The sequence below is a fragment of the Aestuariivita boseongensis genome (genome assembly GCF_001262635.1).
Lineage (GTDB): Bacteria > Pseudomonadota > Alphaproteobacteria > Rhodobacterales > Rhodobacteraceae > Aestuariivita > Aestuariivita boseongensis.
In genome coordinates, this window is sequence record NZ_JXYH01000004.1 from 45,623 (window position 1) to 58,494 (window position 12,872).

Here is a 12,872-nt window from a genome sequence, read left to right on the forward strand (position 1 = left end):
CGTTCCCTTGGGAATAGGCGGTGTTTTGGACGAATTGATGGCAGCTGGATGGAGGGGGGCAGGCAAATCCAAGCTGTTTTTCCGGCAAAGCTGGGGCGCAGCTGCAGTCAGAGCAGAGAGAAATGATGTCGTTCGGTTCTAAGCCCGCGATTTTGGCATTCGGCCTCGAGGATCTTGTGCGGCGGAAGCGCATCATAGGGCAGGCGAATGCGCGTCTTATCGGGCGTCACGGCGCTGACCCTCACGGAAAAATCCAGCCGCGTGTCAAAGCGCATATGGTCGATCTCGGCCAGGTCCATATGGGCCTGGCCGCGCCCGCTCCACCATTCCAGGCGATCGTCGCCAAGCCGCAGGCCTGCGCGGCGATTGGTGTAGATATCCCAAAGCGCGGGCAGGGTGAACAGCGCAACGAACACAACGATCCACCAGGCCGCGTCAAGCAGCAGCCAGGCTCCCAGCAAGACGGTATAGATACAGGCCAGTATGATCAGCGCACGCGTGCTGCGCCCGCTGGTTTCATACTGAAACGGGTCCGCCATCAGCGCCCGCCGGTGACGTCGATGGCGCTTCCGGTGACATAGCTGGCCTGATCCGACATCAGCCACAAGATCACCTCGGCCACTTCTTCGGCTGTTCCCTTGCGCTTCATCGGCACCTTGGGTGCAAGGCGGTCCGCGCGGTCAGGTTCGCCCCCCTTGGCGTGGATGTCGGTGTCGATGATGCCGGGCCTGACAGATACGACGCGGATACCCTGGCCCGCGACCTCGTCCGACAGACCCTTGGTGAAAGTGTCGATGGCCCCTTTGGAGGCGGCATAATCGAGGTACTGATTGCCCGATCCCAACCGCGCCGCGGCGGACGAGACATTGACGATCACGCCCTTGTCCATGCGCAAAACGGCCTCTTTCGCGACCAGCATTGCGCCGATCACATTGACATCGAACATCCGTTTCAGCCGCGCGTGGTCCATATCGGTCAGCCGCGCGGTCTGGCCCACGATGCCTGCATTGTTGATCAGCCCGTCCAGCCGGGGGATATGCGCAAACATGGCTGAGATCGCTTCGGGATCGCCCACATCGGCCTGAAGAACTGTCGCCGTGGCCCCGGCAGCCCGCGCCGCTTCGGCAGAGGCTTCGGCACCCGCCGCATCGGAATTGTAGTTGAGATAAAGGTCATAGCCCCGTTCGGCTGCGAGCCGCGCGCAGGCAGCACCGATCCCGGCGGACGCGCCGGTAATAAGAATGGTTTTACGTGTCATGCGTTCAAAATCCTGCCAATCATTTCACCGGTGTCACGAGAGAGGCCCTGTTGCCCCATGATCCGCTCCATCGCGTCGCGCATCAGGCCTTGGCGGTCGCCGTCATAGCGCTTCCAGGTCTGGAACGCCGAACACATCCGTGCTGTGGTCTGTGGGTTGACCGGATCCAGCTTGATCAGCCAATCGGTCATCAGCCCATAGCCCGAGCCATCGGCGGCGTGAAACCCTGCATGGTTCATCGCAAAAGCGCCAAGGGTCGAGCGGAAGCGATTTGGGTTTTTCCAATTGAAATCAGGGTGTTCTGTGAGGGTTTGCGTGACGGCTGCGGCCTTGGTTGGATCGGCATGCACGATTTGCAACATGAACCATTTGTCGATCACCAGCCGGTCGGCCTGCCACTGGTCGTAGAAGGCTTGCAGCTCTTCTTCCCCGGCTTCGGCAGAGAGCAGACATCCCAAAGCAGACAGCTGCAAGGTCATATTGTCGGCCTTTTGGTACTGTTGCGCCGCCTGCGCTCCGCCATCCAGCCGGGAGAGCAGCGACAGCGCCGCACTGGCCAGCGCGCGCTTGCCCGATTGTTCGGCATCGGGGCGGTAGGGGGCATCGACATGAGATTCCGCATAAAGGCGCGGCAGAAGGTCCTGGCAATGCTGGGCCAGCGCCTGTTTCAGCGTCTCGGACGCCTGCCAGATCTTCATCGGATCCGGCGTCATCCCCGCCTGCGCGATGGAGCCCGCCAGGTCCGACTGCCCCGGCATGCCCAGCATCAGCGCGCGATAGGCCGGATCAAGGCTGTCGTCACGCAGCACCGCCGCGATCCCGTCCAAATAGGCGGTTTCCGGCGTGGCACCTTCGGTGGCCATGGCGCTCAGCGTGGCCCGCGCCAAGGCACGGCCTGCTTCCCAGCGATTGAACGGATCGGTGTCATGGGCCAGCAGAAAGGCACGCTCAGCACTGTCTGCCTCGCGATCAAGCACAACCGGCGCCGAGAAATCCCGCAGGATCGATGGGGTGGGTTTCGTCGCAAGGCCGTCAAAGGTAAAGCTCTGGGTTGCTTCCGTCATCTCAAGCATCGTGGTGGGCACGACCTCATCCCCGTTGGGGGACAAGAGGCCAATATTGATCGGAATGACCTGCGGCTGCGGATCGGGTGTCGTGGCGCTGGGCGGCAGGGTTTGCGTGAAGGTGAGGGTATAGGTGCCGTCCTCCCACGCCTCCGCAACGCTCAGCCGAGGCGTTCCGGCCTGAGAATACCAGCGCTTAAACTGGCTCAGATCGCGGCCGGTGGTGTCTTCGAACACCTTCAGCCAGTCTTCGATGGTGCAGGCCTGCCCATCGTGCCGGTCGAAATAGAGATCCAGCGCCTTTTTATAGGCCTCATCGCCAACAAGGCGCTTGAGCATGCCTATGACCTCAGCGCCTTTTTCATAGACTGTTGCGGTATAGAAGTTGTTGATTTCCTGAAAGCTTTCGGGCCTGACAGGGTGCGAAAGCGGCCCCTGGTCTTCGGGAAACTGCCGCCCACGCAAGTCGATCACATCGTTGATCCGCTTGACCGGAGCCGAGCGCATATCGGCGGTGAACTGGGCATCGCGATAGACCGTCAGCCCTTCCTTCAGACACAGCTGGAACCAATCCCGGCAGGTGATCCGATTGCCGGTCCAGTTGTGGAAATACTCATGCGCGACGATGGCTTCGATCCGTTCAAAATTCAGATCGGTCGCGGTTTCGGGGGAGGCCAGAACGGCCGACGAGTTGAAGATGTTCAGCCCCTTATTCTCCATCGCGCCCATGTTGAAATCATCCACGGCCACGATGTTGAATTCGTCCAGATCGTATTCGCGCCCGTAAACCTCTTCATCCCAGGTCATGGATTTCTTCAGCGCTTCCATGGCGAAGGCGCATTTGTGCTCGTCCCCGGGCCGGACCCAGATCGCCAGTTTCACATGTTTGCCGGACGCGGTGGTAAAGCTGTCCTCATGCGCGATCAGATGGCCAGCAACCAAAGCAAACAGATACGCGGGCTTGGGCCACGGGTCATGCCAGACAGCGTAATGCGTGTCGGGCGCATCGCTGCCCATGCCTTCGGGATTGCCGTTTGAGAGCAGCACGGGCATCTCGTCCTGCGGGGCGGTGATGCGCACGGTGAAAACGCCCATCACATCCGGGCGGTCCGGGTAATAGGTGATTTTGCGGAACCCCTCGGCCTCGCATTGGGTGCAATACATGCCGTTCGACATGTAAAGCCCCTCCAGCGCGGTGTTGGCCTGGGGGTTGATCTCGACCTCCGCCTCGAAGGTGAAGGGCGCGTCGGGTGCATCGCAGGTCAGGCCTGTGTCGGTCACCTCTGGCGTAACGGGCGCCCCGTCGATGGCCGCGCTGATCAGCTTCAATTGCTCGCCATGCAGAAAAAACGTCCGATCCGTCGTCTCGGGGTTGGGCCGGAATGCGATGCGGCTTTTCACGCGGGTGGCTGTGGGGTGCAGCGTGAACTCCAGCTCCACATTGTCCACACAATAGCCGAACGGGGCATAGTCTTTCAGGTAAATCGTCGTCGGGGCAGCGTCGCGCATCGCGGTCCTCATGTCAGTTGAACGGGCAGACGGTATGTCGATCCAGATAGGGCTGCAAGCGGGGTTTCCATGGGCGCTTGGCGTCTTATCTTCTGCGCCATGAGCGCTCCGGTTCTTTTGTGGTTCAAACGAGATTTGCGGGTGTCCGATCACCCGGCGCTGGCCTACGCGGCCAGTCAGGGTCCTGTTGTGCCTGTCTATATTGTTGAGCCCGAATATTGGCGGCTCGATGATGTCTCGGGCCGCCAGTTTGCGTTTTTGGGCGAATGCGTGCGGGATTTGCGGCAGCAGCTTGCAAAAACGGGCCTGTCACTCTGCCTGCGCGTGGGCGACGCGGTGGAGGTTTTGGATGCCCTGCGGGTTGAAACCGGCGCGCACCTGCTGGTCAGCCATGAGGAAACCGGGAACGGCTGGACCTTTGCGCGCGACAAGCGCGTGGCAGCATGGGCGCGGGTGCAGGGGGTGCGGTGGTCTGAGTTGCCGCAATCGGGTGTCGTGCGGCGCTTGGACAGCCGCGATGGCTGGGCCGCCAAGCGAAATCGGTTTTTGCGCGAGCCGCAGATTGACGTGCCGTCTGTGACACCGGGTCCGGATTTGCCAAGTGATGACTGGCCGGGTCTCTTGCCCGACGATTGCCCGCAGCGGCAACCGGGTGGCCGCGCGCAGGCGCTGTCGCTGCTCTGTGGGTTCCTGACCGAACGCGGGCGGGATTATCGCCGCGCGATGTCCTCGCCGCTCAGCGGGGAACAGGCCTGTTCGCGTCTGTCGCCCCATCTGGCGCTGGGCACGCTGTCGGGGCGCGAAGCCGCGCAAGCCACCGCCGCGCGTCAGCGAGAAGTCAAAGGCACGCGCGAGGGCTGGGGCGGGTCGCTGAAAAGCTATCAGGCGCGGCTCGCCTGGCGGGACCACTTCATGCAGAAGCTGGAGGATGAACCGGCGATGGAGTTTCGCTGCCTGCATTCGGCTTATCATGGCCTGCGGGGGGATGATGTCGCGCGCAGGCAGGCCTGGGAAAAGGGCGAAACCGGCGTGCCCTTTGTCGACGCCTGCATGCGCTACCTGAACGCCACCGGCTGGTTGAATTTCCGCATGCGGTCGATGGTTCAGTCCTTTGCCTCCTATCATCTTTGGCTCGACTGGCGGCAAACGGGCCTGCATCTGGCGCGGCAGTTCACCGATTACGAACCCGGCATTCATTGGAGCCAGGTGCAGATGCAATCAGGCACCACCGGCATGAACACCGTGCGTATCTATAACCCCGTCAAACAGGGCCATGATCAGGACCCCGAGGGCCTTTTCACCCGCCGCTGGGTGCCCGAATTGGCGGACGTGCCCGATCAGTTCCTGCAAGAGCCTTGGCGTTGGGATGGGGCAGGGCGCTTGGCCTATCCCGCCCCGATCATCGATGTGGCCGGAGCTGCAAAAGAGGCGCGCCAGAAAATCTGGGCGGTGCGCAAAGGCGGCGCGTTCCGTGACGAGGCGGCGCGGGTCATTGAAAAACACGCCTCGCGCAAGGATGCGGACGGGCATTTCGTGAACGACCGCGCCCCGCGCCGCCGCAAGGCCAAATCGGATCCAAGGCAATTGGGGCTAGACCTCTGATGCCGCGCGGTGTGGCCAAGACGAACCTGCCGGAAAAGACCTGCCTGACCTGCGGCAGACCCTTCACATGGCGTAAGAAATGGGAGCGTGTCTGGGACGAGGTCAAATACTGCTCGGACCGCTGTCGCCGGGAACGCCCCAAGCGCACATTCAAAACTGGTCAAAATAGCTGACCACGGCTGTTGCCTATAGGAAACTTTCGTTCTAAATGCGCCCTGCATACCATCGCGCACAATCGGATGAGGAGAGCGGGACATGAGCGAGCGGCAGGCAATCGAGGGGCTGAAAATCGCCCCTGAATTGGTAGATTTCATTGAAAATCAAGCGCTTCCGGGCACCGGAATTGATGCGGCCGCTTTCTGGTCAGGTCTCTCGCGTATGATCCACGAGCTGGGCCCGGAAAACCGCCGTTTCCTGGAACTGCGCGAAGAGATTCAGGCGAAAATCGACACCTGGCATATTGAACACCGTGACGGCGCGCATGATCACGCCGCCTATCGCGCCTTCCTGGAAGAGATCGGGTATCTGAAACCCGAAGGTGAGGCGTTCGAGATCGAAACCGCCAATGTCGATCCCGAAATCGCCGAAGTGCCTGGACCTCAGCTTGTTGTTCCGATCACCAACGCCCGCTATGCGCTGAACGCCGCAAACGCCCGCTGGGGCAGCCTTTACGATGGCTTCTATGGCACCGACGCGATGGGCAGCCCCGCACCCAAAGGCGGGTATGACAAGGGTCGGGGCGCGAGGGTTGTTGCCCGCGCCCGGGTGTTTCTGGACGAGGCGTTCCCCATCGACGGTGGCAGTCACGCGGATGCGCAGCGCTATTACGTGCATGATGGCGCTCTGTTGATCGACGACATGCCGCTGGCCCAGCCCGAGAAATTCGTGGGCTACAAAGGCCACCCCAAAGCCCCTGATGCGGTTCTGCTGCGCAACAATGGCCTGCATGTGGAACTGGTGTTTGACCGCACGCACCCCATTGGCAGCCGCGATCAGGCGGGTCTGGCCGATGTGGTCATGGAAAGTGCCGTGTCCGCGATCATGGATTGCGAGGATTCTGTCGCCTGCGTGGATGCCGAAGACAAGGTGCTCGCCTATTCCAACTGGCTGGGCCTGATGAAAGGCGATCTGGAAGAGACGTTCGAGAAGGGCGGCGAAACGCTGACCCGCAAACTGAACGCAGATCGGGTTTACACCGCGCCGGACGGGGGCGAGGTGACCATCAAGGGCCGCGCGCTGATGCTGGTGCGCAACGTGGGTCACCTGATGACGAACCCTGCGATTCTGGACAAGGACGGCAATGAAGCGTTCGAGGGGCTGATGGATGCCCTGATCACCACGATGATCGCGATCCATGATCTGAAGCGCGACAGCGGCAATTCGGTCAAAGGGTCGGTCTATGTGGTCAAGCCCAAGATGCATGGGCCTGATGAGGTGGCTTTTGCCGACCGCATCTTCACCATGGTGGAAGAGATCCTGGGCCTGCCGCAATACACGGTGAAGCTGGGCATCATGGATGAGGAACGGCGCACGTCGGTCAACCTCAAGGAGTGCATCCGGGCTGCCAAGCATCGCGTGGCCTTCATCAACACCGGGTTCCTGGATCGGACGGGGGATGAGATCCACACCTCGATGGAAGCAGGGCCCTTCAGCCGCAAGGATTTCATCAAGCGCAAGGGGTGGATCGGGGCCTATGAGAACCTGAACGTGGATATCGGCCTGGAATGCGGTCTGCAGGGCAAGGCGCAGATCGGCAAGGGCATGTGGGCCATGCCCGACATGATGGCCGCGATGCTGGAACAGAAGATCGAACATCCCAAAGCGGGCGCGAACTGTGCCTGGGTGCCGTCACCCACCGCGGCCACGCTGCACGCGCTGCATTACCACAAGGTCGATGTGTTCGCGGTGCAGAACAAGCTGAAAGCGGGCGGACGGCGGGCCCATGTGGACGGCATTCTGGACATTCCGCTGGCCACCTTCCGCAAGTGGAACGAAGGCCAGATCATCCGCGAAGTGGAAAACAACGCCCAAGGCATCTTGGGCTATGTGGTGCGCTGGATCGACCAGGGCGTGGGGTGTTCTAAAGTGCCGGACATCAACAATGTGGGCCTGATGGAAGACCGCGCGACCTGCCGGATTTCTGCCCAGCACATCGCCAACTGGCTGCATCACGGGGTGGTCAGCGAGGATCAGGTGATGGAGGTCATGAAAAAGATGGCCGAAGTGGTGGACGAGCAGAACAAGGGCGACAACAACTATACACGCATGGCGCCTGGCTTTGACGGGATCGCCTTCCAGGCGGCCTGCGATCTGGTTTTCAAAGGCCGGGTGCAGCCCTCGGGCTATACCGAGCCGGTTCTGCATGCGCGCCGATTGGAGCTGAAAGCCAGCCTGCGCGGGTGACTGAGTGAGGGAGTGAGGGGCCAGCCCCTCACACTCCCCGCCGTATTTTGAGCAAGAAGAACAGGGAGGCCCGCATGGCCATTTCGCTGAGAAAAGCACGCACGATCATCCGCAAAGCTCTGGAAAAGGGGCGCGAGCTGGAACTGAAGCCTCTTTCGGTTGTCGTTCTGGATGCAGGCGGCCATGTGCAGGCGTTTGAACGGGAAGATGGTGCTGCACCGGGGCGGTTCGCCATTGCACATGGTAAGGCCTATGGCTCGGTCATGTTGGGCATGGCGGGCACGGCGCAGATGGCGCGGGCAGAAGCGCAGGCCTATTTCATGGGGGCGGTGAACGGTCTTTACGGTGGCAAGGTTGTGCCCGTGCCGGGCGGTGTTCTGGTGCGCGATCGCAAAGGTGCGGTGATCGGGGCGGTCGGCGTCACGGGCGACACATCCGACAATGATGCCATTGCGGCCATGGCCGGGATCGAAGCGGCAGGACTGACGGGCGAGATCTGATCCTCCGGACCTTTCCGCGCGTCCAACCGGCTTTGCCGTGATTTTGGGCGCGGTGTTTGCGCACATCTTGTTGTGCGGCACCGCGCATGGGTTCGAGTTGCCGTTTGGCCGGCATCCTTCTATTTATGGCTCAAGAAGCCAAGTGAGGGATATCGAGCCATGGCGCGTCCGGTTGTGGGCATCATCGGCAATTCGTATCTGATTAATGATCAATACCCCACCCATGCGGGCGGGACGATGAATTCCTGCGCGGTGTCAGAAGTGTCGGGCTGCATCCCCCTCGTGATTCCGGCCGATCCGCGCTATGTCTCGGTCGCGGAACTGATGGAGGTTTGCGACGGCTTCCTGTTGACCGGTGGGCGGCCCAATGTGCATCCGGAAGAATATGGCGAGCCCGAGACGGAAGCCCATGGTGTGTTCGACCGCGCCCGTGATGCGATCACCTTGCCTTTGGTGCGCGCCTGTGTGGCATCCGGGCAGCCCTTTCTGGGTATCTGCCGCGGCTTTCAGGAGGTCAACGTCGCCATGGGCGGCACCCTTTACCCAGAAATCCGCGATCTGCCTGGACGGATGAACCACCGCATGCCCCCGGATGGCACGCTGGAAGAGAAGTTCGCCCTGCGCCACAAGGTCACTCTGACGGAAGGCGGCGTTTTCCACCGGGTTTTCGGCGCCAGCGAAGTGATGACGAACACGCTGCATGGTCAGGGGATCAAGACGCCCGGTCAGCGCGTGGTGATTGAAGGCCATGCACCCGATGGCACGCCCGAGGCGATCTATATCGACGGTGCACCCGGCTTTACGCTTGCGGTGCAATGGCACCCGGAGTGGGACGCGGCGAATGATCCGGTCTCGCGCCCGCTGTTTAGCGCTTTCGGTGATGCTGTCCGGGCCTGGGCGTCGGGCGAACGGCCCGCGGGGCTAAAGGCGACGGGCTGAGGCAAAACGCGCCTGTTAAACATGATCTTGCGCAATGATCTATCGGTGCGGCCCGGCTAGACTGGGAGTGCCGGGTTGAACACACCTATTGAGCAGACCGGCGCGTGCAGGAGATAAGATGCCAGGTTTCGTTCTTTTCGTCTTTTACGTGATCATCGCGTTGGCCCCTTTGGGCCTTTCCTGGGTCGCCGGGTTTCCCCGTCGTCCGTTGATGGATGAGCTGTCTTCGGCCCTGGCCATGACCGCTTTTGCGGTCTTGCTGCTGGATTTCGCGTTGTCGGGCCGGTTTCGTCTGATGTCTGGCCGGATCGGCATTGATCACACCATGCGATGGCACCAGCTGTTCGGCCGCGTCGTTCTGGTTCTGGTGATCGCGCACCCCTTTCTTTACACCCTGCCGATTCCGGTTGTGGCCCCTGCCTGGGATCCCAGCGCGGCGGAATATCTCAGGCTGGATGGCCTGGGTCTGATCACCGGCGCTTTGGGCTGGGTTCTTCTGATCACGCTGATCCTCTCTGCCATCTGGCGCGATGCGCTGCCCTTGTCTTACGAAGCCTGGCGGCTGACCCATGGGTTGGGTGCGGCGCTTGTGGCGGGGCTGACGGCGCTTCACGCGTTCGAAGCGGGCCGATACAGCGGTACCCAAACGCTGACCTGGTTCTGGGCTGCGCTTCTTGGGCTGGCGGCGTTGACGCTGGTTTATGTGTATCTCCTCTCTCCGCTGATGCAGCTTCGCGACCCGTTCCGCGTGACCTCGGTCAAGCGTATTGCGGAACGAACCTGGGAGTTGAACATCGCCCGGCGCGATGGCAGGCCTCTTTCGTTCAGGCCGGGCCAATTTGTCTGGCTGAGCCTTGCGCGTCATCCGTTGACCCTTCGCGAAAACCCGTTTTCGATCGCTTCAGATCCGGGACGCGATGAGTTGAGCTTTGTCATAAAGGAAGTCGGCGATTTCACCAAAAGCCTCGGGCAGGTGACGCCGGATCAGGCGGCCTGGATCGACGGACCGCATGGCGCGCTCGTGCTGCCCGACATGCAGGAGGCGCCTGGGATCGGGCTAATCGCAGGCGGGGTGGGGATCGCGCCGCTCTTGTCGATCTGGCGGCACATGGCGGCCACCAATGATCCGCGGCCCTCGGTATTGCTTTACGGCAATCGCGCAGAAAGCCAGATCGTCTATCCCGATGAGCTGGAGCGCCTGGCGGCCCGGCCCGGAAATTCGCTGACCCATGTTCTGCAGGAGCCGGACCCAGGTTGGAACGGGGAGGTGGGATTTGTCGGCCCCGCCTCCATCGCCGCCGCCTTCGACGTGTGCGAGGGGTCGGAAAACTGGGTCTATCTGCTTTGTGGTCCGCCGGCGATGGTACATGCGGCCGAGACCGCCTTGCGCGCGCGCGGCGTGCCGCCCGCCAATATTCATAGCGAAAAATTCGTCTACGATTGATGCGCGGTGCCGCGGATCAGGCCACCAGAAGCGGCGCTTCGTGCTGGCGCAGGCACAGGCGGGCCGTATCACCGAAGGCGCTGAGACCGCTGCGCAGTTCGGGGAACAGATCGAACATCTCTGACCGGCTGCGATCCGTGACGGATCCAAGCGCCATATCGCCGGGATAGAAGCTTTCGGTGGGCATGCCATTGGCATAGATCACTTCGTGCCGGTCGAACAGCAGGTGGACATAAGTCACCTCGCCGCCGTCCAGAAGCGTCACGGCGGGATTTGCCAGAAGGTGTTTCGCGGCGACCAGCACCTCGGTTTCCCCAAACAGCATCTGCGCGCGGTAGCCCTCCCACAGCAGGCGATGCTGCTGCGAGACTATCAGCGGAGCCGTTGCGCCGCGCACCAAAACCGGGTCGATCCGCACGGGCGCCAAAACGCCTGTTGCGGGCACCGTGCGCTTGCCGATCCAGCGCAGCGGCTGGGGTCCGCGATCGCGGGTGATCACTAGATCGCCGGGGCGCAGGTCTTCGATCGGGCGAAGGCCCCGCGGGGTCTTGATCAGCGTGCCGGGGGTGAAACAGATGATATTTTCGATATTCGAAAAGGTCAGCAACGTGCCGTCGATCAGCTGGATCGACCCGCTCAACTCGCCCACCTCGTTGGTGGTGAAATTCAGCGTGGTGCGGTCGCCCAGCTGGTTCAGATCCAGTGTGTCACCTGCAACCTCGTCGGTTTCGCCACCGACCAGCGTGATGGTTGAGCTGCCAGCCTCGGCCAGATCGACGATGCGAAAGACGTCATCGCCAGCTCCGCCCGTAACACTGTCGCCCTCGGCAATGTCGATCGTGTCGTTGCCTGACCCGCCATCAATGCTGTCGGCCCCTGTGCCGCCGTCCAGCAGGTCATCGCCTTCTTCACCAAAGATCGTGTCGTCGCCCGCACCGCCCGAGATCGTGTCGTTGTCTGCTGCCGGGATCACGTCGAAATACAGATCCGAGATCCAGATCGCCTGAGTGCCGATATCGGCATTGGAATAAACGATCTGGATGTCACTGACCGGCCCGGCGATTTCGACCAGAATAGACCCCTGGGCATCCGCCGCGCTTTGGCCGCCATCGGCTGCGGTCACGGTGTTGCCACTGACTGTGTCCGCACCTTCGGGGGTAATGATCACCTCAACAGGATCGCCATTGGCATCGGTGGCTGTGATTGTCAGGATATCCCGGTGGTTGCCTGCGGCATGGTCCACGTCATTGATGCGGAAAACGACATTTTCAACCTCATCCTGCGCGGTGGGATCGTTCGACGCAAATCCGATATTCAGCGTTCCGGTCAGGCCATCGCCATCGCCGAAGAAGTAAAGGCTTGAGAACGGATCGAAAGGTTCATCCGCGCGGACATAGTTCTGGTCCGTCTCTTCGATGGCCAGAAAGGCGTTGTTGTTTGCACCGGTGGTGTCCAGGCTGACGGTAACGTCCATCAGGCCCGTGGTTTGCGTGAAACCCGATGTCACGTCGGTGCCGTCCACGCCCTGAGCATCCCAGCTGAGCGTTTCCGTCGTTTGAGTGCCGGGCGCATCGCCGCCGTAAAGGACATCGGCACCAGCGCCGCCGTCGATCACGTCGCTGCCCGTACCGCCATAGACCGTATCGGCCCCTGCGCCCGACAGCACGGTGTCATCGCCGGCCCCGGCCAAAACCCGGTCGGCATCGGCATCGCCACCGGCCGTAGATCCGTCATCGACCTGATCACCCTGGGCATCCGTAAAGGTCGCGTCGATCACATCCGCGCCGGCTGTCCCGTCGACCTGGTTGGTGTCCGCATAGGCAGGTGCCGAGACGACTTCAGCACTTCTCAGAGTGTCGACCTCACCGAAATCAGGAATGAAGTAGACGTTGCCATCGGTGCCCAGATAGTAGTTGCCAGGCTCAACTTCGTCTCGGTAATTCGTACCGCCATCTCGACCGGTAAAGATCCACTGGCCTGCGCCAAGATCTTCCTGAATGTCAAAGCTTGTCCAGGGATCGGAAATCGTATCCCCCGATCCCAGCGTGTTGTCCGTGCCCAAGCTGACGATATAGCCGAATGGCATCTGCTCTGTCCTTCTCAACGCCGCGCCATGTTCGGTGTGCCCGTCTGGCGCGATCATTTCGGACGCA

General features: G+C 61.5%; 10 protein-coding genes. 6 read left to right on the plus strand and 4 right to left on the minus strand.

Annotation, left to right across the window (positions count from 1 at the left end; genetic code table 11):
* Window positions 1–107: 107 nt before the first annotated feature.
* Genes TR61_RS02870 through pepN form a run of 3 tightly spaced genes read right to left on the minus strand, consistent with a single transcriptional unit; the run spans window position 108 to window position 3,831 of the window.
* Window positions 108–539: a hypothetical protein gene (locus TR61_RS02870; RefSeq protein WP_050928043.1), complete on the minus strand. Its 432-nt coding sequence runs from the start codon at window positions 537–539 to the stop codon at window positions 108–110.
* The gene (locus TR61_RS02875; RefSeq protein ID WP_050928044.1) at window positions 539–1,258 is read right to left on the minus strand and encodes an SDR family oxidoreductase; all 720 of its coding nucleotides are present in this window, start codon (window positions 1,256–1,258) and stop codon (window positions 539–541) included. Before TR61_RS02875 ends, TR61_RS02870 begins: the two co-directional genes overlap by 1 nt.
* Window positions 1,255–3,831, minus strand: a complete 2,577-nt coding sequence (gene pepN, locus TR61_RS02880) for an aminopeptidase N (RefSeq protein ID WP_050928045.1) — start codon at window positions 3,829–3,831, stop codon at window positions 1,255–1,257. The genes TR61_RS02875 and pepN overlap by 4 nt, the downstream gene beginning before the upstream one ends.
* A 99-nt stretch (window positions 3,832–3,930) precedes the next feature.
* Here pepN and TR61_RS02885 point away from each other — a divergent pair, with 99 nt between their 5' ends.
* The 6 genes from TR61_RS02885 (at window position 3,931) to TR61_RS02905 (ending at window position 10,719) form a co-directional block, all read left to right on the plus strand.
* Window positions 3,931–5,433 (plus strand): FAD-binding domain-containing protein, encoded by a 1,503-nt coding sequence (locus tag TR61_RS02885; RefSeq protein ID WP_050928130.1) that lies wholly within the window; start codon window positions 3,931–3,933, stop codon window positions 5,431–5,433.
* Window positions 5,433–5,606, plus strand: coding sequence for a DUF2256 domain-containing protein (locus TR61_RS19585; protein WP_082181820.1), 174 nt, complete (start codon window positions 5,433–5,435; stop codon window positions 5,604–5,606). Before TR61_RS02885 ends, TR61_RS19585 begins: the two co-directional genes overlap by 1 nt.
* 82 nt (window positions 5,607–5,688) lie before the next feature.
* The gene (locus TR61_RS02890) at window positions 5,689–7,836 is read left to right on the plus strand and encodes a malate synthase G (protein ID WP_050928046.1); all 2,148 of its coding nucleotides are present in this window, start codon (window positions 5,689–5,691) and stop codon (window positions 7,834–7,836) included.
* A gap of 74 nt (window positions 7,837–7,910) precedes the next feature.
* The gene (locus TR61_RS02895; RefSeq protein ID WP_050928047.1) at window positions 7,911–8,336 is read left to right on the plus strand and encodes a GlcG/HbpS family heme-binding protein; all 426 of its coding nucleotides are present in this window, start codon (window positions 7,911–7,913) and stop codon (window positions 8,334–8,336) included.
* Between the two features lie 159 nt (window positions 8,337–8,495).
* On the plus strand, window positions 8,496–9,275 hold the full coding sequence (locus TR61_RS02900; RefSeq protein WP_050928048.1) for a gamma-glutamyl-gamma-aminobutyrate hydrolase family protein: 780 nt from the start codon (window positions 8,496–8,498) through the stop codon (window positions 9,273–9,275).
* Window positions 9,276–9,393: 118 nt separating this feature from the next.
* Complete coding sequence (locus tag TR61_RS02905; RefSeq protein ID WP_050928049.1) at window positions 9,394–10,719, plus strand: ferredoxin reductase family protein; 1,326 nt, start codon at window positions 9,394–9,396, stop codon at window positions 10,717–10,719.
* A 16-nt stretch (window positions 10,720–10,735) separates the two neighbouring features.
* On the opposite strand, the gene TR61_RS02910 is transcribed toward TR61_RS02905, so the two are convergent.
* Window positions 10,736–12,862, minus strand: a complete 2,127-nt coding sequence (locus TR61_RS02910) for a Hint domain-containing protein (protein ID WP_082181821.1) — start codon at window positions 12,860–12,862, stop codon at window positions 10,736–10,738.
* Window positions 12,863–12,872: the final 10 nt, after the last annotated feature.

What these genes read in the sequence shown, in the direction of transcription:
- TR61_RS02870 (WP_050928043.1), bottom strand. Translation starts at nt 539, where the DNA reads ATGGCGGACCCGTTTCAGTATGAAACCAGCGGGCGCAGCACGCGTGCG.
- TR61_RS02875 (WP_050928044.1), bottom strand. Translation starts at nt 1,258, where the DNA reads ATGACACGTAAAACCATTCTTATTACCGGCGCGTCCGCCGGGATCGGT.
- pepN (WP_050928045.1), bottom strand. Translation starts at nt 3,831, where the DNA reads ATGCGCGACGCTGCCCCGACGACGATTTACCTGAAAGACTATGCCCCG.
- TR61_RS02885 (WP_050928130.1), top strand. Translation starts at nt 3,931, where the DNA reads ATGAGCGCTCCGGTTCTTTTGTGGTTCAAACGAGATTTGCGGGTGTCC.
- TR61_RS19585 (WP_082181820.1), top strand. Translation starts at nt 5,433, where the DNA reads ATGCCGCGCGGTGTGGCCAAGACGAACCTGCCGGAAAAGACCTGCCTG.
- TR61_RS02890 (WP_050928046.1), top strand. Translation starts at nt 5,689, where the DNA reads ATGAGCGAGCGGCAGGCAATCGAGGGGCTGAAAATCGCCCCTGAATTG.
- TR61_RS02895 (WP_050928047.1), top strand. Translation starts at nt 7,911, where the DNA reads ATGGCCATTTCGCTGAGAAAAGCACGCACGATCATCCGCAAAGCTCTG.
- TR61_RS02900 (WP_050928048.1), top strand. Translation starts at nt 8,496, where the DNA reads ATGGCGCGTCCGGTTGTGGGCATCATCGGCAATTCGTATCTGATTAAT.
- TR61_RS02905 (WP_050928049.1), top strand. Translation starts at nt 9,394, where the DNA reads ATGCCAGGTTTCGTTCTTTTCGTCTTTTACGTGATCATCGCGTTGGCC.
- TR61_RS02910 (WP_082181821.1), bottom strand. Translation starts at nt 12,862, where the DNA reads ATGATCGCGCCAGACGGGCACACCGAACATGGCGCGGCGTTGAGAAGG.